18 protein-coding genes are annotated in these 18,779 nt (G+C 49.4%); 17 read left to right on the top strand and 1 reads right to left on the bottom strand.

Translation table 11 applies throughout. From position 1 onward, the window contains the following. Nucleotides 1-13 precede the first annotated feature (13 nt). From I8J30_RS20905 to I8J30_RS20830, 16 genes are all read left to right on the top strand, one after another. Nucleotides 14-946 carry a helix-turn-helix domain-containing protein gene (locus I8J30_RS20905; RefSeq protein WP_210661419.1) on the top strand — a complete coding sequence of 311 codons (933 nt, stop codon included), beginning with the start codon at nucleotides 14-16 and terminating at the stop codon, nucleotides 944-946. Nucleotides 947-1,054: 108 nt separating this feature from the next. Continuing rightward, complete coding sequence (locus I8J30_RS20900) at nucleotides 1,055-1,543, top strand: YajQ family cyclic di-GMP-binding protein (protein WP_091218591.1); 489 nt, start codon at nucleotides 1,055-1,057, stop codon at nucleotides 1,541-1,543. A gap of 137 nt (nucleotides 1,544-1,680) precedes the next feature. Further along, nucleotides 1,681-3,009: a 30S ribosomal protein S12 methylthiotransferase RimO gene (gene rimO / locus I8J30_RS20895; RefSeq protein WP_210661417.1), complete on the top strand. Its 1,329-nt coding sequence runs from the start codon at nucleotides 1,681-1,683 to the stop codon at nucleotides 3,007-3,009. Next, nucleotides 3,006-3,581, top strand: coding sequence for a CDP-diacylglycerol--glycerol-3-phosphate 3-phosphatidyltransferase (gene pgsA / locus I8J30_RS20890; protein ID WP_210661415.1), 576 nt, complete (start codon nucleotides 3,006-3,008; stop codon nucleotides 3,579-3,581). The genes rimO and pgsA overlap by 4 nt, the downstream gene beginning before the upstream one ends. Before the next feature lie 112 nt (nucleotides 3,582-3,693). Beyond that, nucleotides 3,694-4,935, top strand: a complete 1,242-nt coding sequence (locus I8J30_RS20885) for a competence/damage-inducible protein A (RefSeq protein WP_210661413.1) — start codon at nucleotides 3,694-3,696, stop codon at nucleotides 4,933-4,935. A 222-nt stretch (nucleotides 4,936-5,157) separates the two neighbouring features. Then, entirely contained in the window at nucleotides 5,158-6,216 is a 1,059-nt protein-coding gene (gene recA / locus I8J30_RS20880) for a recombinase RecA (RefSeq protein WP_091218584.1), read from the top strand. Between the two features lie 89 nt (nucleotides 6,217-6,305). After that, a complete protein-coding gene (locus I8J30_RS34055; protein WP_210661411.1) occupies nucleotides 6,306-6,971 on the top strand; it encodes a RecX family transcriptional regulator in 666 nt (221 codons plus the stop codon). Nucleotides 6,972-7,152: 181 nt separating this feature from the next. Beyond that, on the top strand, nucleotides 7,153-8,694 hold the full coding sequence (rny, locus tag I8J30_RS20870) for a ribonuclease Y (RefSeq protein ID WP_091218578.1): 1,542 nt from the start codon (nucleotides 7,153-7,155) through the stop codon (nucleotides 8,692-8,694). 75 nt (nucleotides 8,695-8,769) lie between these two features. Then, entirely contained in the window at nucleotides 8,770-9,564 is a 795-nt protein-coding gene (locus tag I8J30_RS20865; protein WP_091218575.1) for a TIGR00282 family metallophosphoesterase, read from the top strand. 147 nt (nucleotides 9,565-9,711) lie between these two features. Continuing rightward, nucleotides 9,712-9,972, top strand: coding sequence for a stage V sporulation protein S (locus tag I8J30_RS20860; protein ID WP_028597363.1), 261 nt, complete (start codon nucleotides 9,712-9,714; stop codon nucleotides 9,970-9,972). 96 nt (nucleotides 9,973-10,068) lie between these two features. Continuing rightward, on the top strand, nucleotides 10,069-11,019 hold the full coding sequence (locus I8J30_RS20855) for a dipeptidase (protein ID WP_210661408.1): 951 nt from the start codon (nucleotides 10,069-10,071) through the stop codon (nucleotides 11,017-11,019). A gap of 190 nt (nucleotides 11,020-11,209) precedes the next feature. Next, the gene (locus I8J30_RS20850; RefSeq protein ID WP_210661406.1) at nucleotides 11,210-12,943 is read left to right on the top strand and encodes a 2-oxoacid:acceptor oxidoreductase subunit alpha; all 1,734 of its coding nucleotides are present in this window, start codon (nucleotides 11,210-11,212) and stop codon (nucleotides 12,941-12,943) included. Nucleotides 12,944-12,946: 3 nt separating this feature from the next. Next, nucleotides 12,947-13,813: a 2-oxoacid:ferredoxin oxidoreductase subunit beta gene (locus I8J30_RS20845; protein ID WP_210661404.1), complete on the top strand. Its 867-nt coding sequence runs from the start codon at nucleotides 12,947-12,949 to the stop codon at nucleotides 13,811-13,813. A gap of 99 nt (nucleotides 13,814-13,912) precedes the next feature. Continuing rightward, nucleotides 13,913-14,485: a phosphate propanoyltransferase gene (locus tag I8J30_RS20840; protein ID WP_210661401.1), complete on the top strand. Its 573-nt coding sequence runs from the start codon at nucleotides 13,913-13,915 to the stop codon at nucleotides 14,483-14,485. A 173-nt stretch (nucleotides 14,486-14,658) separates the two neighbouring features. Then, the gene (gene miaB, locus I8J30_RS20835; protein WP_420831243.1) at nucleotides 14,659-16,263 is read left to right on the top strand and encodes a tRNA (N6-isopentenyl adenosine(37)-C2)-methylthiotransferase MiaB; all 1,605 of its coding nucleotides are present in this window, start codon (nucleotides 14,659-14,661) and stop codon (nucleotides 16,261-16,263) included. A gap of 22 nt (nucleotides 16,264-16,285) precedes the next feature. After that, complete coding sequence (locus I8J30_RS20830; RefSeq protein WP_240548239.1) at nucleotides 16,286-16,780, top strand: YlbF/YmcA family competence regulator; 495 nt, start codon at nucleotides 16,286-16,288, stop codon at nucleotides 16,778-16,780. Nucleotides 16,781-16,833: 53 nt separating this feature from the next. Here the strand turns inward: I8J30_RS20830 and I8J30_RS20825 are convergent, their stop codons facing one another. Continuing rightward, complete coding sequence (locus tag I8J30_RS20825; RefSeq protein WP_210661397.1) at nucleotides 16,834-18,030, bottom strand: MFS transporter; 1,197 nt, start codon at nucleotides 18,028-18,030, stop codon at nucleotides 16,834-16,836. Nucleotides 18,031-18,225: 195 nt separating this feature from the next. Between I8J30_RS20825 and lepB the strand changes: the two genes are divergently transcribed. Beyond that, nucleotides 18,226-18,777, top strand: a complete 552-nt coding sequence (gene lepB, locus I8J30_RS20820; RefSeq protein ID WP_091218228.1) for a signal peptidase I — start codon at nucleotides 18,226-18,228, stop codon at nucleotides 18,775-18,777. Nucleotides 18,778-18,779 lie beyond the last annotated feature (2 nt).

Raw genomic sequence — 18,779 nt, 5'->3', positions numbered from 1 at the left:
AGGAGGTGTGGTCATGTCGGATTTGGGTGCCTTGCTTCAGAAGGCGAGGGAACAGCGAAGGCTGTCCCTGGATGACATCCAGGAATTGACGAAAATTCGCAAACGCTATCTTGAAGCGATTGAGGAAGGCAATTATAGTGTGCTTCCCGGTTCATTCTATGTGCGCGCGTTTGTAAAGAACTATGCAGAAGCAGTGGGGCTTGATGCTGACGAAGTTCTTCGTTTGTACAACAAGGAAATCCCCTCGAACGTTCCGGAGCAAGTGGTGGAGCCAATCCAACGACCACGCCGCTCTCAAACGCAATCCAATGATCGATGGGGCAAATGGGGTTTTCGTACGCTGATGTGGTCGTTTCTGCTCCTCATTATCGTGCTGGTTTATATTTATGCAATCAAGCAGCCAAGCAAAGACAATGTGGATTCCGCAGATCAAACGAAGATGACGGATCAGACGGAAGCGCCGGAGAACAATCCTGACAAGGCTACGGTAAAAAACGGTGATAATGCGTCCACGAACGAACCTACCGGCGGCAAAGATGAAGTCCCGGTTACACCACCTCCAACAGAGGAGCCGGTGGAGGAACCTGTTGTGCCAGCGACAACGCTGACGCTTGACCGTTCTTCCGGTTCGACGGATTATTACAAGGTTGCACCTGCAGGCGCGCATAAAATCGTGTTTAATGCGACCGGACGTGCTTGGGTCGGGGTCAAAGAGAAGAACAAGAGCGGGAAATATATTTTGCAGCATCAATTCAATAAATCCGGCGAAACCATTGAGCTTGATATCAACGGTCCCGCTTATATCAATGTCGGACGCGCGGATTTGGTTGAAGTGACTCTCGACGGCGTTGCGATGGAAGATGGAAATGCAGCAAATCCACATCGCATGCAGCTGGATATGGTTGAAGATGATACAGCAGATACAGCTAATAAGACTGCTGAGTAACGCACAGAGGCATTCATCCTGGGAATAGCCGGGAGGAATGCCTTTTCTTGCGCAGGAAGATGCGTTATAATACTTGACAATGAAAAAGCAAAGGAGCTGCAATGGAAGATGGCTGAGAATTCATTTGATATCGTATCGAAGGTCGATATGCAAGAGCTGAACAATGCAATTACACAAGCGGAGCGGGAGATTGAGACCCGTTTCGATTTCAAGAACAGCAAGAGCAGCATTGCGCTCGAGAAAGAAGATATCGTCGTTGTATCGGATGACGAGTATAAATTGAAGAGCGTCGTTGATATTTTGCAATCCAAAATGATCAAGCGCGGCGTTCCCATCAAGAACATGGAATTCGGTAAACTGGAGCCGGCTTCGGCGGGTACGGTTAGACAGAAGATTAAGCTGAAGCAAGGCATCGAGCAGGATATTTCAAAAAAAATTAATATTCTGATTCGAGATTCCAAGCTTAAAGTGAAAAGCCAAATTCAAGGGGATTCCATTCGCGTAACGGGCAAGAGCCTTGATGATTTGCAAGCGGTCATGGCGATGCTGCGCGGCGCGGATCTTCAAATCGAACTGCAATTTACGAACTATCGTTAAGGGAATTTGGTACATAAGAAGAGTCCCGGTCCGCGGGCAAAGTCGCGGTGGCTGGGACTTTTTCGTATTTTGACACTGAATATGCCTTGTATTATACTTGTTAGGATAGCTTTACGGAGGGGTTTGGGGGATACAAAATGACAGAACGAGTGAAAGTCGTAACATTGGGCTGTGAGAAGAATTTGGTCGATTCGGAGATTATGTCCGGTCTAATCGATCAACGCGGCTACCAATTGGTGGATCAAGCAGATGATGCCACCGTTATTATCGTGAATACATGCGGATTTATTGATGCGGCTAAGGAAGAGTCCGTCAATACAATTCTGGACATGGCCGAATTCAAGCAAACGGGCCGTCTTAAGGCGCTTATCGTCTCCGGTTGTTTGACACAGCGTTATAAGAAGCAGTTGATGGAAGAAATGCCGGAGATCGACGGTATTGTCGGTACGGGCGATTTCCATCAGATTACGGATATTGTCGAAGAAGCGCTTCGCGGTAAACGTCCGGTTAAAGTCGGAAATCCGGTCTTTGACTACGATCAGAAGCTACCGCGTCTGGTGACTACGCCGCGTTACACGGCTTATGTGAAAATCGCCGAAGGCTGCGACAACGCTTGTACATTCTGTTCGATTCCGATCATGCGCGGTAAGTTCCGCAGCCGTTCGATGGAGTCCATCGTGGCTGAAGTGGAGATGCTGGCTAAGCAAGGCGTGAAGGAAGTCAGCTTAATTGCGCAGGATTCCACGAATTACGGAACGGATCTGTACGATAAGTTTATGCTTCCGGAGCTGCTGAATCGCGTAAGCGAAGTGGACGGCATTGCATGGGTACGTCTGCATTATGCATACCCGGGCTTCTTCACGGACGAGCTGATCGAAACCATCGCTGCAAATCCGAAAGTATGCAACTATATTGATATGCCGCTTCAGCATAGCGAAGATTCCATTCTGAAGAGAATGCGCCGCCCTGGACGCCAAACGGATACGCGCGCTTTAGTGCAGCGGATTCGTGCCCGCATTCCGGATGTAGCGCTTCGGACTTCCATTATTGTTGGGTTCCCAGGCGAAACCAACGAGGATTTCGAACGACTGTGCGATTTTGTACGCGAGATGAAATTTGATCGTTTGGGTGTGTTTACGTACTCCGCGGAAGAGGATACACCGGCGGTTCGCTTGCCGGATGCTGTTCCTGATGATGTGAAAGAGTGGCGCTCCAATACACTCATGGAAATTCAGCGCGAAGTATCCAAAGAGCTTAGCGGCAAGCATGTAGGCAAAGAGATCGACGTGCTGGTAGAACGCTATGACGGCCGCAGTGATGTATACGTTGGCCGCTCGGAATACGATGCACCTGAAATTGACGGTGAAGTGTTTATCTCGAAATGTAAGGCCGCAATCGGCGAAATTCAAAGGGTGCGCATCACGCACGCTTACGAGTTTGATATGTCCGGGGAGGGGCTCTCGTGAATTTAGCCAACCGCATTACGCTTATCCGCATCTTTTTGGTGCCCATAATTATGGTGCTGCTGCTGATCAACGTTGATCTGAAGCCGCTCACCTATGATGATTTTTCCATTACTTGGAATCAGATTTTGGCCGCGCTGGTCTTTATCGTTGCAGCGAGCACAGATGGACTTGACGGCTATATTGCACGCAAGAACAAAATCGTCACTAATTTGGGCAAGCTGTTGGATCCGCTGGCAGACAAGCTGTTAGTTGCGGCGGTGCTTATTTCGCTTGTCGAAATGGCTAAGCTTGATGCTTGGATCGCGATCGTCATCATAAGTCGTGAGTTTGCAGTCACCGGCCTTCGCCAGATTGCACTGCTTGAAGGCTCTGTTCTGGCTGCCAGCACGTGGGGCAAATGGAAGACAGCCGTTCAAATTACGATGATTATCGCGTTATTGCTTAACAATTTCCCGTTTGCATTTCTGGATTTTCCGTTCGACTTGATTTCTAGTTATGCAGCGGCACTCATCACGGTTTACTCCGGCATCGATTATTTTGTCAAAAATAAAAATCTCATTCCGGTAGCTTAAACCGGCTTCAAACATGCAGCATCACTCCTTCCGTTCGTCAGGAAGGGGTGGTGCTTTGCTTTTCCTTAACCGGGTTTCTAATCCACCTTATACATAGATTGGAGCTGTTGTCATGCGCGCTGAAATTATTGCCGTAGGTACGGAATTGCTGCTGGGTCAGACTGTGAATACGAATGCTACTTATTTGTCTCAAGGGCTTGCGGAGCTGGGGGTCGATGTATATTTTCAGACAGTCGTCGGTGATAATGCGAGCCGGATTCGACAGGCGATCGAGCTTGCGCGCACTAGGGCAGATCTCATCCTCTTTACCGGCGGACTTGGGCCGACGATGGATGATCTGACTAAGGATGCGCTGGCGGACTATTTAAACCGTTCGATTGAAATCCATCAGCCGTCCATGGACAAAATAGAGGCTTTGTTCAGCTCGCGCGGCATTCATATGGTGGAAAGCAACCGCCGCCAGGCGCATCTGATTGAAGGCAGCGATCCGCTGATGAATGATGCAGGCTTAGCCGTTGGCAATGCACTCACCGTGGATGGCACGAGCTATGTGCTGCTCCCGGGGCCGCCGCGCGAAATGAAACCGATGTTCGACGGTCCGGCTAAAGCGTGGATTAGATCTGTCATGGGAGAGGAACGCAAGCTGTTCTCGCGATTGCTCATGTTCGCCGGAATCGGTGAATCAAGCTTGGAGCAGGCCATTATCGATTTAATTGAAGGTCAATCCGATCCGTCGATTGCTCCGTATGCCAAAGAAGGCGAAGTTGCTATTCGAATTTCGACGAAAGCATTGAACGAGCAGGAAGCCGAAACACGTCTCAAAACGGCGGAGGATCAAATTCTTGCACGCGTTGGCACGCATCTGTACGCACGTGAGGACATTCCGCTCGAGGAAGCTGTCATTAGGCAGCTACGGGCAACCGGACGGTCGCTAGCCAGCGCAGAGAGTCTTACAGGCGGTTTATTCGCGCAGCTCGTGACGCAAGTACCGGGAAGCAGCGGCGAGTTTGTCGGCGGCGTTGTGACGTACACCAATTTAATGAAACATAAATTGCTGAGCATCCCGATGTCCCAGCTCGAAGGGACCGATGCACCCGGCGCAATCAGCGAATCGACTGCGGCGCTCATGGCGGAGCGGGTCCGTGAACTTGCAGGCAGCGATTTCGGCGTCTCGTTAACGGGCGTAGCCGGTCCTGCCGAGTCCGAAGGGAAGCCGGTCGGACTTGTGTATTTCGGTCTTTCCGAGCGCGGGAAGCCCACGCAGGTGTTCACGGCGCATCTTAGCGGCAGCAGAGGCATTATTCGACTGCGTGCGGCGAAGTCGCTTCTTTATCGGCTGTGGCAGGCACTCTAAACTAGAATAAAATGTTAAATTCAGCTTGTCAGACGATGAATTTTCGACTATAATCGACATTAGTTAGCGGAAGAACCGTGGCGAAGATTACTTTGCTGCGGTTCTTTTTTTGTTTCTCCATTTGGCCAAATGAGAAATAAGAATATATGTTCGCAAAAACTCTTGTCAAAGCGAACAAAACAAGGTATCATTAAAGTATAAATCATAAGGGATGTGGATTCGTTGGCAGATCGTAAAGCCGCATTAGAAATGGCATTGCGTCAAATAGAGAAGCAATTTGGTAAAGGCTCCATCATGAAGCTCGGTGAATCGACACATATGCAAGTTGAAACGGTATCCAGCGGTGCGCTTGCACTAGATATTGCACTTGGAATTGGCGGCTTCCCGCGCGGCCGGATTATTGAAGTATACGGACCGGAATCTTCCGGTAAAACAACAGTTGCGCTTCATGCGATCGCAGAAGTACAACGTGCAGGCGGACAAGCTGCATTTATCGATGCGGAGCATGCTCTTGATCCTTCGTATGCAAGCAAGCTTGGCGTTAACATTGATGAATTGCTTCTCTCGCAGCCGGATACGGGTGAACAAGGTCTAGAGATCGCGGAAGCTCTTGTTCGCAGCGGCGCGGTAGACATCGTCGTTGTTGACTCCGTTGCGGCACTCGTTCCGAAAGCGGAAATCGAAGGCGACATGGGAGATTCCCATGTTGGTTTGCAAGCGCGTTTGATGTCGCAAGCACTTCGTAAGCTCTCCGGTGCCATCAGCAAGTCTAAGACCATCACGATCTTTATTAACCAGCTTCGTGAGAAGGTCGGCGTTATGTTCGGTAACCCTGAGACAACGCCGGGCGGTCGCGCGCTGAAGTTCTACTCCACAATCCGTCTTGATGTTCGTCGTATCGAGTCCATTAAGCAAGGGAATGACGTTGTCGGTAACCGGACACGTATTAAGGTTGTTAAGAACAAAGTAGCTCCTCCTTTCAAACAAGCCGAAGTCGACATTATGTATGGCGAAGGCATCTCCAAAGAGGGGAGCATCGTGGATATCGGCGTCGAGCAGGATATCGTTCAGAAGAGCGGTGCGTGGTTCTCCTATAACGGTGAGCGTCTTGGACAAGGCCGTGAGAATGCGAAGCAGTTCCTTAAAGATCATAAAGACATTGCGGCTGTGATCGAGAAGCAAATTCGTGATGCCAGCAACATGGCTGCAGCAGCTGCAGGCGCAGCGGCATTCAGCGAGGACGAAGAGGACGAGGACGAATTGGATTTGGATTTGGAATAAACCGATTGAGATCGGTTACCCGGAGAAGCACCTGTACAGGTGCTTCTCTATTTATTAAGTAAGTGGTTCCACGTAGGGGAGGGACAGAGGTGCTAGTTATTACCGGCGTTGAACAGGACCGGAAGTCCAAGCAGCGCTACCATTTATTTGTCAATGATTCGCAAGAACCGTACACCAGCGTACATGAAGACCTACTCATTAAATTTCGTCTGCTGAAGGGCAGAGAAATTCATGCGGATGAGCTGAAACAGATTGTTGAAGAGGACACCAAGCACCGGGCATACATTCTTTCTCTATCCTATTTAGGAGCAAGACAGCGGACGGAGAAGGAGATTTTGCGATATTTGGCACGAAAGGAAATCGATCCCGATTCCGCGGAGAAAGCGATTGAGCGTCTGACGCAGGAAGGATTGGTAAACGATAAACAATATGCCCACATGTATGCTTCCGAACGAATGCGGACGCAGATGAAAGGGCGCCGCTTATTGCAGCAGGAGCTTGTGCAACGCGGAATCTCCAGAGATATGGCCAAGCAAGCCTCTCAGAAGCTGAATGAGCAATCGGAGACGGATATCGCCATTCGGGCCGCCCATAAGAAATGGCCCTATATTAAAGGGGAACCTCGCGAGAGGAAACAGAAATTAGCCGTGTTTCTTCTTCGCCGCGGGTTTCCGATGAATGCGGTAAGAGAAGCGGTAAAGGCTGCCGTTCTTGGAATGGAAGATGATGAGGATGGGCATATGCTTGACAATTGATTTTCACAAAAGATAAAATAAGTTTGTATTCTTTATTCTAGAATCGATTTTCCTTCCAAAAATTGATTCGAAACGATTATTTTCGTCAAATTTAGTTATGTATGATCGGGTTAAAAACCGGCTAGAAAACCAAATAATGTCCCAAGCGTTTGCTTAGGTGAGCAACGAGGAGGTGAGAAAGATGCCAGCAGTGGTATGGATCCTGATCATTCTCGTTGTTGGTGCAATTTTCTTTGGTGTCGGTTATTTTATTCGCAAATCGATCGCCGAGGCCAAAATTTCAAGCGCCGAGCAGGCCGCTAGTCAAATTGTTGACAATGCGAAGAAAGAAGCCGAAGCGCAGAAGAAAGAAACGGTTCTCGAAGCGAAAGATGAAGTCCACAAGCTCCGTACCGAGGCTGAGAGAGATATTCGCGAACGTCGTAATGAGGTACAGCGTCTTGAAAGACGACTGATTCAGAAAGAAGAGTCGTTGGATAAAAAAATAGAAGCGCTGGAACGCAAAGAAGAACAAGTTGCCAACAAAGAGAAGCGGATCGAGGAAACACAGGAACAAATCGATACCCTTTACAAACAGCAGCTTCAAGAGCTTGAGCGGATTTCGAACTTAACAATGGAAGATGCGAAACAAATCATCTTGAACAACGTTGAGCAGGAAGTTCGTCATGAAACTGCACAAATGATTAAAGAAATCGAGCAGCAAGCGAAGGAAGAAGCGGATAAGAAAGCACGTGATATTATCTCGCTTGCCATTCAGCGCTGTGCAGCAGATCATGTGGCTGAAACTACGGTTTCCGTAGTTGCATTGCCAAATGAAGAAATGAAAGGCCGCATTATCGGACGTGAAGGCCGCAACATTCGCGCACTGGAAACGTTGACCGGTATCGATCTCATAATCGACGATACACCGGAAGCGGTCATCTTGTCTGGTTTCGATCCAATTCGTCGTGAGATTGCTCGTACATCACTCGAGAAGCTTGTAGCTGATGGTCGTATCCATCCTGCACGTATCGAGGAAATGGTAGAGAAGTCGCGCAAAGAAGTGGATGAACGTATCCGTGAATACGGAGAGCAGGCGACTTATGAAGTTGGCGTGCATGGCTTACATCCAGATCTCATTAAGATTTTAGGTCGACTCAAATATCGTACAAGCTATGGTCAAAACGTGCTCAAGCACTCCATGGAAGTTGCTTATTTGACCGGCTTAATGGCTGCAGAGCTGGGTGAAGACCTGACGCTAGCAAGACGTGCCGGATTGCTGCATGATATCGGCAAAGCGCTCGATCATGAAGTGGAAGGCTCACATGTCGAGATCGGCGTAGAGCTGGCGAAGAAATACAAAGAGCATCCTGTTGTCATCAACAGTATCGCGTCCCACCACGGCGATTGCGAAGCAACATCGGTTATCGCAATGCTCGTAGGCGCGGCAGATGCCTTGTCGGCAGCAAGACCTGGTGCACGCAGAGAAACTCTTGAGACGTACATCAAACGGCTGGAGAAGCTGGAAGGCATCTCGGAATCGTTCGACGGAGTTGAGAAATCTTACGCGATTCAAGCAGGCCGCGAGGTTCGCGTTATGGTTCAACCTGACAAAATCGACGATACGGAAGCATTCCGCCTAGCTCGCGATATTACGAAGAAAATCGAGAGTGAGCTCGATTATCCGGGGCATATTAAAGTAACGGTCATTCGTGAGACGCGTGCTGTTGAATATGCGAAATAAGTAAATAGCAAGGTACCTAGAAAAGTGGCTGCTTGCAGCCACTTTTCTGGTCTTCACTAGAGAGGTTATGGTGTCATGAACGTATTGTTTATTGGGGATATCGTCGGAAATGTGGGTCGTAACGCGGTCAAGAAGGTGCTGCCGGCACTGAAATCCAAATACAACCCGCACATTATTATTGCCAATGGCGAGAATGCGGCAGCAGGCAGAGGCATTACAGCAACGATTGTGAAAGAACTGCTTGAAGCCGGTGTTCACGGCATTACGATGGGCAATCATACTTGGGATAACAAAGATATTTTCGAATGGATCGATGATCAGCCTCGCATGGTTCGCCCAGCCAACTTCGTGGAAGAGGCGCCCGGTCAAGGGGCAACGGTCATCAAGGCGAACGGCAAAGAACTGGCGATCATTAATCTGCAGGGAAGAACCTTCTTGCCGCCAATCGATTGCCCATTCCGTAAAGCGGATGAGCTGATCGAAGAGATGCAGCAGCAGACGAAAAACATCTTAGTCGATTTTCACGCCGAAGCGACTTCAGAGAAGATCGCGATGGGATGGCACTTGGACGGCCGCGCATCCATCGTCGTTGGCACGCATACCCATGTGCAGACGAATGATGATCGCATTCTTCCTGGAGGCACAGCCTATTTGACGGATGTAGGCATGGTTGGGCCCAGAGACGGCGTACTGGGGATGGAACGGCATGCAGTGCTGCATAAGTTCTTGACGCAGCTGCCGACACGGTTTGTTGTGGATGAGGGAGATTGGCATCTCCATGCCATCGCGGTTGAGATTGATGAAGCAACAGGAGCTGCGACGAAAATACAAAAAATCCGATTAACCGAAACAGATTGGCTGCTCATGTAGCAGACAATCTGTTTTTTTATTCATTGTTCTATGAAAATTCTCATAATTCAGAATATATTGCAAAGTGAAAGCAGGAATTATTTCACCTCTCTCGAATATCTATCTAAATAGCAGTATTCATCCATCATTCCCGAGGAGGTACTATCCATGGATGTCTTAAAAGTTTCAGCAAAGTCCAATCCAAATTCTGTTGCAGGAGCGCTGGCCGGCGTATTACGCGAACGCGGCGCAGCTGAATTACAAGCAATCGGGGCTGGTGCGTTGAATCAAGCGGTAAAGGCGGTGGCAATTGCAAGAGGATTTGTAGCGCCGAGCGGAGTAGACCTCATTTGCATCCCGGCATTCACAGACATCGTTATAGACGGCGAGGATCGTACAGCGATAAAACTAATCGTTGAGCCGAGATAGAATACGCCCACATAATTCCATCTGAACTCTTCGACCTGTTTACGCTGTAGGCAGGTTTTTTTGCGTGAAAAATAGGTGATACGGGAGGTTGTGTCGATGCCGAAATTAAGAAGTGTGGATTTTCATTGTGATGTGCTGTGGAAGCTTCTCGAAGATCAATCCTTATCTTTCGAGCAGGATTCCACGAATAAGCTCGATGTCACATTGCCGCGTCTTAAACAGGCGGGCTCTCTTCTTCAGACCTTTGCCATTTATGTTCCCGAACGGATGGAGAAATCGATGACTCCAATTCTACATAGTATTGATTTGTTTCATCGTAAAGTACTGTCTGCCCCGGAAATGACCTTCGTACGGACCTCAGCGGATGCAGCCGCGCTCATGAACAACAGCAATTCAATAGGAGCGATGTTGTCGCTCGAGGGCGCAGACGGTCTGCATGGTGATCTGGCGATGCTGCGCATCCTCTACGAGCTCGGGGTGAGAGCGTTGGGGTTAACATGGAACTATGCGAATTGGGGCGCTGACGGGGCTATGGAGCCGCGTGGAGGCGGTCTTACAAAAAAAGGCCGAGCCCTAGTAAAAGAATGTGATAGATTGGGTATACTGTTAGATGTGTCTCATTTGAGCGACAACGCATTTTGGGAAATGATTAAGGTCTCAACAAAGCCGCTGATCGCATCGCATTCAAATTGCCGGAGTCTGTGCGCGCATCCCCGCAATCTTGCGGACGATCAGCTGAAAGCGCTCATTGAACGAGAAGGGATGATTGGGATTACTTTCGTGCCGCAATTTGTTGCGACTCATCATGCCGCGGCAATTGCTGACGTGCTGCGTCACATAGAGCGAATTTGCGAGCTTGGCGGTGAAGAGCTGCTCATGTTCGGATCGGATTTCGATGGGATCGAGGCACATGTACAAGAGTTGGCGCATCCCGGGGAGCTCTACAATCTACAGAATGCATTGCTTACGCGATATTCCGAAGAACGCGTGGATGCATTTTTAGCCGGAAATGCATTGCGTTTTCTGGTAAAGCATCTTCCTAGCTGAACGATTAAGGGATTCCCATCTCGCTGTGATATGGGTATAATCGAAAAGAACTATGTGATGAAAACGCATTTACACCTTGCATTTTAGTACTTTGAGTCATAAAATTTATTTGACTGTTGAAAGAAATTTATTATTATTGTTAAAAGATGTCGAAAATATTGCAGGTTCATCAAAAGAGGAGATGGGCGTTTTGATTAGTCAATTGTCTTGGAAAATCGGGGGACAACAAGGGGAAGGCGTTGAAAGTACCGACCGTATTTTCTCGACAGCTCTTAACCGTCTTGGTTACTACTTGTATGGTTACCGTCACTTTTCTTCACGTATCAAAGGCGGTCATACCAACAATAAAATCAGAATCAGCACCAAACCGATGCTTGCCATTTCGGATGATTTGGACATTTTGGTTGCATTTGACCAAGAGAGTATCGACTTAAACGCACATGAATTGCGTGCAGGCGGCGTAGTCGTTGCCGACGCAAAGTTTAATCCAGTTCTGTCGGAAGGCATTAATGCACGTTTATTTGCAGTACCGATCACTTCGATTGCCGAAGATTTGGGTACTTCCCTAATGAAAAATATGGTGGCGTCCGGCGCGTCTTGGGCGCTTCTTGGTCTGCCAGTTGATGTATTTAATAAAGCAGTAGAAGAAGAGTTCGGCCGTAAAGGCGCCGCAATCGTGGAGAAGAATATCGAAGCGGTTAAACGCGGTTCTGACTATGTACTAGAGCTGGCAGGCGGCCCGTTGGAAGAGTTCCAACTAGAGCCGGCTGACGGCAAACAGAAGCTGTTCATGATCGGTAACGAAGCGATTGGCCTTGGCGCTGTTGCCGGCGGCTGCCGCTTGATGTCCGCCTATCCAATTACGCCGGCTTCCGAGATTATGGAATACTTGATCAAGAAGCTTCCTAAGTTCGGTGGAACTGTCATTCAAACCGAAGATGAGATCGCTGCTGTAACGATGGCTATCGGAGCAAACTACGCTGGGGTTCGTACGATGACAGCTTCGGCCGGTCCTGGTCTGTCGCTTATGATGGAAGCCATCGGTCTTGCAGGGATGACAGAAACGCCTCTTGTAATCGTAGATACGCAGCGTGGAGGTCCTTCCACGGGCTTGCCTACAAAGCAAGAACAATCTGACCTTAACGCAATGGTATACGGAACGCATGGTGAGATTCCGAAGATCGTAATCGCACCGGCTTCCCTTGAAGATTGCTTCTACGACACCATTGAATCGTTCAACCTGTCGGAGCAATATCAAGTACCGGTTATCCTGATGACTGACCTTCAGCTGTCGCTCGGTAAACAATCCTGCGAGCAGCTTGATCTGAATAAAATGCCGATTAACCGCGGTAAACTCGTTCGCGATTTGCCTGAACTTGAAACGAATGAGCTGTTCAAACGTTATGAACTAACGGAAGACGGCGTATCCCCGCGTGTTATTCCGGGCGACAAAGGCGGTTTGCACCATGTAACGGGCGTTGAGCACGACGAAACGGGACGTCCTTCGGAAAGTGCCATCAACCGTAAGAAGATGATGGATAAACGTCTTACGAAGCTTGACGGCATGTATATCCGTGACGCGGTTCGCGCAGATGCTCCTCACAAAGAAGCAGATTTGCTCATCATCGGCATGGGTTCGACCGGCGGTACGATCGACGAAGCTCGTCAACGTATGGAGAGTGACGGCCTGAAAACGAACCATATCACGATTCGTCAGATTCACCCGTTCCCTACGGATCTGGTGACGCCTTACCTGCAAAGCGCAGCGAAGGTTGTTGTGCTTGAGAACAATGCAACCGGCCAACTGGCTGATCAAGTGAAATTGCACGCAGGTCACGCGGACAAAATCAAGAGCGTTCTGAAATACGACGGCAATCCGTTCCTGCCTTCCGAAGTGCACAAAGCATGCAAGGAGTTGGTCTAAGAGATGGCTACATTTAAAGAGTTCCGTAATAATGTAAAACCGAACTGGTGCCCGGGCTGCGGAGATTTCTCCGTTCAAGCCGCGATTCAGCGGGCTGCCGCTAACGTGGGCCTAGAGCCTGAGGGTCTGGCTGTTATTTCCGGGATCGGCTGTTCCGGTCGTATCTCCGGTTATGTGAATGCGTACGGTCTTCACGGTATTCACGGCCGCGCATTGCCAATCGCACAAGGCGTGAAGCTTGCGAACCGCGAGCTGACGGTTATCGCTTCCGGCGGTGACGGTGACGGCTTCGCAATCGGTATGGGCCATACCGTTCATGCCATTCGCCGTAACGTTGACCTTACGTACATCGTAATGGATAACCAAATCTACGGCTTGACGAAGGGTCAAACTTCGCCGCGCAGTGCGGAGGGCTTCAAAACCAAATCGACTCCGGAGGGTTCGATTGAATCAACGCTATCGCCGCTTGAAATCGCAATGTCTGCCGGCGCTACGTTTATCGCGCAATCGTTCTCCAGCGATCTGAAGCAGTTGACTGCTTTGATCGAAGCAGGCCTGAACCACAAAGGATTCTCGCTGATCAACGTATTCAGCCCATGCGTAACGTTCAACAAAGTGAACACGTACGACTGGTTCAAAGAAAATATCGTAAACCTGGATCAATTCCCGGATTACGATCCGACAAACCGTATCGCGGCTATGAACAAAATCATGGAAACGAACGGCATGCTTACAGGTCTCATCTACCAAAACAAAGAGCGCAAATCATATGAGGATATGGTGAGCGGCTTCCAAACGGAAGGTTTGGCCAACCAAGATCTATCCTTGTCGCAAGAGCAATTCGATAAGTTGGTAGCTGAATTTAAATAATCGCAACGTTCAGCCTATATAGAAGGCATACAGTTCATCCCTTGAGCTGTATGCCTTTCTTATCGACCTGACGCGTTATAGAAAGGTGTTTATAAGCATATGAAAATGATGGTTCCCGTTGGCGTATCCGCCAGACATATTCATCTTACTCAAGAGCATGTAGAGGCACTGTTCGGACAAGGTGCCGAGCTGTCCGTCTTCAAGCCGCTTTCTCAACCGGGACAATATGCAGCTAATGAAACGGTAGAGGTAGTCGGACCGAAGGGAGGCTTCGGCAAAGTTCGGATTCTAGGTCCTGTTCGCAAACGGACGCAGCTTGAAGTTTCCCGTACGGATGCGTTCACGCTCGGGATTAATCCGCCGGTTCGCGAATCCGGTGACATCGCTGGTTCTGCGGGCATCACGATAAAAGGTCCGGCAGGCGAAGTGACCATTGAAGAAGGCGTCATCGTAGCAGCGCGTCATATTCACTTCCATACGAGTGATGCGGAGCGCTTCGGAATTGCGGACAAGCAGCGGTTGACAGTACGTTTGCAAGGCGAACGCGGCCTTGTGCTTGAGAACGTAATCGCTCGCGTATCGCCGGAGTTCGCGCTTGATATGCATATCGATACGGATGAAGCGAATGCTGCAGGTGCATCGACAGGCGATCAAGCCGAGATCATCCGGTAACCTTTTTATACCGATAACCGAAAAGAGACATTCACTCGCAGAAGTGAATTGTCTCTTTTTTGTTACATTTTGTTCGCTGCAAGGTTGAACAAAGGTTCATTTTTCTTTATAATCGCCAGCGGGTTTGCTATAATATTGGAATGGACACGTATGGAGGAAGGGCGTGAAGGTTTGTGAGTAAGGAGACGCATGACGCGGCTGCGGGCCAAGCAAAGCCCGTGAACGGCGGCGAAAAGGACTTCTCCAAGTATTTTGACTTCACAGGTGCGAAAGTACTGAGGGAAGAAGACGGGAAAACAACCTACCGAATAAACGGTCGAGATATAACGGTGAACGCTGCGCCTAACTATAAGGACGAGAAGCGCAGAGGGAAGGAAGCTATTCAGGTTCATTATGAATCGGCAACACCTCCGGAACTGCTGCAGCTCGGCAAAGGCAAGCTCTATCATATTACGACATACGGCTGCCAGATGAATGAGCATGATACGGAAGTCATGAAGGGCATGTTCGAGCAAATGGGCTATCTGCCGACGGATGACCGTACGCAAGCGGATGTCATCTTGCTCAACACTTGCGCGGTTCGCGAGAATGCAGAAGATAAAGTTTTCGGCGAGCTGGGACATTTGAAGCATCTGAAGCTGGAGAAACCGGGACTGATTCTTGGCGTTTGCGGCTGCATGTCGCAGGAGGAATCGGTTGTCAGCCGAATTATGCAGAAGCATAGCTTCGTAGATCTGATTTTCGGTACACATAATATTCACAGGCTTCCATACCTTTTGCAGGATGCGCTGTTTAGCAAGGAAATGGTAGTAGAGGTATGGTCCAAGGAAGGCGACATCATCGAGAACCTGCCTAAGAAGCGGGAAGGCATGCGCGGCTGGGTGAACATCATGTATGGCTGTGACAAGTTCTGTACGTACTGTATCGTGCCTTATACGCGCGGTAAAGAGCGAAGCAGACGTCCGGAGGATGTTATCGCGGAGGTTCGTGAGCTGGCTCGTCAGGGCTTTAAAGAGATTACTCTGCTTGGACAGAATGTTAACGCCTACGGGAAGGATTTTGACGATATCGAGTACCGGTTCGGCGATTTGATGGCGGATATGGCCAAGATCGATTTGCCGCGTATCCGCTTTACGACCAGTCACCCGCGTGACTTCGACGATCATCTGATTGAGGTACTGGCAACAAGGGGCAATCTCGTAGAGCATATTCATCTGCCTGTACAATCCGGCAGCACGGAGGTGCTTAAACGGATGAGTCGCAAGTATACAAGAGAGATGTTCCTGGAGCTGGCAGCCAAAATCAAACGAGCGATCCCGGGTGTATCCATGACTACGGATGTCATTGTAGGTTTCCCCGGTGAAACGGACGAGCAGTTCGAAGATACGCTCTCCCTTATGCGGGAAGTCGGCTTCGCTTCTGCTTACACGTTTATCTACTCTCCACGTGTAGGCACACCTGCTGCAGATATGGAAGATAACATTCCGGAGGCTGTGAAGAAAGCACGTCTCGCGCGACTGAACGCCGTTATCGCGGAGCTCAGCCGTCAAAGTAATGAAGATGCTATCGGCCAGGTGGTCGAAGTGCTGATAGAAGGCCAGAGCAAGAACAATGCGCAAGTATTGTCCGGACGAACGCGCACGAATAAATTGGTTCATATCGAAGGACCGGCAGCGTGGATTGGACAATTCATAGAGGCAAGAGTGACCGAGGCTCAAACTTGGTATGTCAAAGCTGAGCCCATCACGGAATACACGCAACACGAAGCCGTATCTTAACAAACTAGAGGAGCTGGAACCATTGGCAAAAGAGCAAACAGCGAAACACGATCATAAACATGACCACGATCACGATCACGACCACGATTCGAATTGTACGGTACCGAAATTCAATACGGAAGATATTATCGTGCGTGCGGATATCATGGCCAAAACGAAAGAACTTGCAACGATGATCTTCACTTCGGAAGAAGTGCAGCTGTTCCAACGTGCGGAGAAGCAAATCCAAGGCAATGAGCGCATTCAAGGTTTGATTGCCCAAATCAAGAAGAAGCAGAAGGAAATCGTTGCTTTCGAGACAACGTTCAAGAACGCAGATATGGTCGCTAAGATCGAGAAAGAAATCGAAGTGCTGCAAGATGAGCTGGATGGAATCCCAATCATTACGGAGTTCCAACAAAGCCAAGCGGATATTAACTATCTGCTGCAAACCGTCGTTTCCGTGATCCGCGATACGGTTGCCGAGAAGATCTCCATTGAGGACGCGCAGGTTGAAGATCCGGAAGAGTGCATGTAGTTAAAGGCAATGAGAAAACCCTGCCGCGCTGATTGCGGCAGGGTTTTCTGTTGTTAGGCGGATTGTTGAGCATGACTGCGACGCCAGATCAGCGTAAGAGCCAGTGCAGCCAGAGCGAAGAGGCCGCCCAGCCAGAATCCGTAATCGCGGCCGAAGGCTTCATTGATGAAGCCGGCTAGGAAAGGGCCCGCGAACATGCCGATCGAGTACACGGCTTGATAGAAGCCCATCGCCGTTGCGCGTTTAGAGGACTCAAACGGCTGTATGGCGAGTCCGAGCAGTAATGGCAGGTGCATGCCCTGTGCAAAGCCGTTAAGCGCCTGCGTAAGCGCCAGCCATCCCAGCGATGGGGAGTAAGCAATGGCAATGGTGCATAATGCACTAAGCGCAAAGCCTATGGCAATCACATTCCTGCTCCCGTATCGAGGTGCAAGGATTCGGCCTGTCAGCAAGGAAGCGATGGCATGGGGAACCATGAACGCAATGACGATTAAAGTAAGCTGGCTGCTTGATGCGCCTAAGGAAGTTGCTTTCAGCGGCGTGAACCCGAACATGGTAATAAACAGCACGCAGTGAGCTAAGATCGACAGCGTCGATACCTGGATGAGGGACGGCGTTCGAACGACTTCTCGCAGATGCTGCAGCGAGATTGGCGGACGTTCGACTCCTTCGCGAGGCTCTTTAACGGCAAAGGAGAGCAGTAACCCTGCGACGCCGAGTCCAATTCCGGCGATAAAAGCAGCATTCCAGCTGTATGCGCCGGCGAGCCAGCCGCTCAGCGTCATGCCGATTAACTGTCCGGAGACGGTCATGAAGCTGATATTACTCATCGCTTTGGTCGCTTCGGAGGAGGCGTAGTAGGCTGCGTAAAGCACCGTGAAAGCAACCCATGCGGAAGCGCAAACGCCTGACATCATACGGCCCGCTAACGGCCATAGCCAGGAACCGGGAATCGTGAACAATACGCAGCTTAATGCACCGCTCACCATGCCCAGCATAAGGAACGGCTTACGCTTATGAAGCTTATCGGAAGCAAGCCCAAGCGGGAACCGGACGAGCATCTGCGTAAAGCCGTAGCTGCCGAGCACGATGCCGATCAGCACATCGGCATAGCCGCTGCTTTTCATAAATGGCGGAAGAATGGGGACATAGACATATAAGGTAGACCAGTACAATAACGTAACTACGATGAAAATGAAATGGTCGGAGCGCGTAGTGGGTATAAGTGCAGCCTTGGCGTCAGCGGACAACGATGATTCACTCCTTTGGAAAGGTACATTAATCTCCTAACTTTATCCTACCAGACCGCGGACGGGCAATGCTTTTTACAAAATGCTGTTTTCAAAGAAACTATTTGATGGTTAATTTCGTAATAGTTATAAGAAGGTTTAGCTAGAAAACGAACTATGTAAGCCGATAGCTGTACGAGTTGGAAGGAGAATGATATGGAGAAACCGGAAGTTACACCTACACATAAGAAACCGTGGGCGAGAGAAGTAAGGGACTGGGTTCTTACGCTGGGAGTGGCGATGGTAGCCGCGCTGCTGATCCAGAACTATGCTTTTGCCCAAACCGAAGTAAGAAATATCTCGATGCAAAAAACATTAGTGGAAGGCCAACGATTGATTGAGGATAAAATCAGTTACAGATTCGAGTCTCCGCACCGGGGAGATATCGTCATCATCAACGGACCTGAAAGCGACAAGCGATTGATTAAACGCGTGATCGGCTTGCCGGGGGATGTCCTTAACATAACCGATGATGGCCATGTCATTCTGAATGATAAACAACTGGATGAGCCGTACATAAAAGGCCTCACCTTCTCGAACGGGCTGGAAATGCCCTATACTGTCCCTTCCGACACCGTATTTGTAATGGGCGATAATCGAGAAAACAGTCAAGACAGCCGCGTGTTAGGCCCCATCGCCTTATCAAGCGTGGAAGGTCGAGCCGTTTTTCGTCTATGGCCATTGAATAAGTTCGGCGGGTTGGAATAACC

The organism is Paenibacillus lignilyticus (assembly GCF_017942085.1).
In the GTDB taxonomy this organism is placed as follows: Bacteria; Bacillota; Bacilli; order Paenibacillales; family Paenibacillaceae; genus Paenibacillus_Z; species Paenibacillus_Z lignilyticus.
The sequence above is the reverse complement of the archived record's forward strand: the minus strand, read 5'-3'. Positions and strand labels throughout refer to the sequence as shown.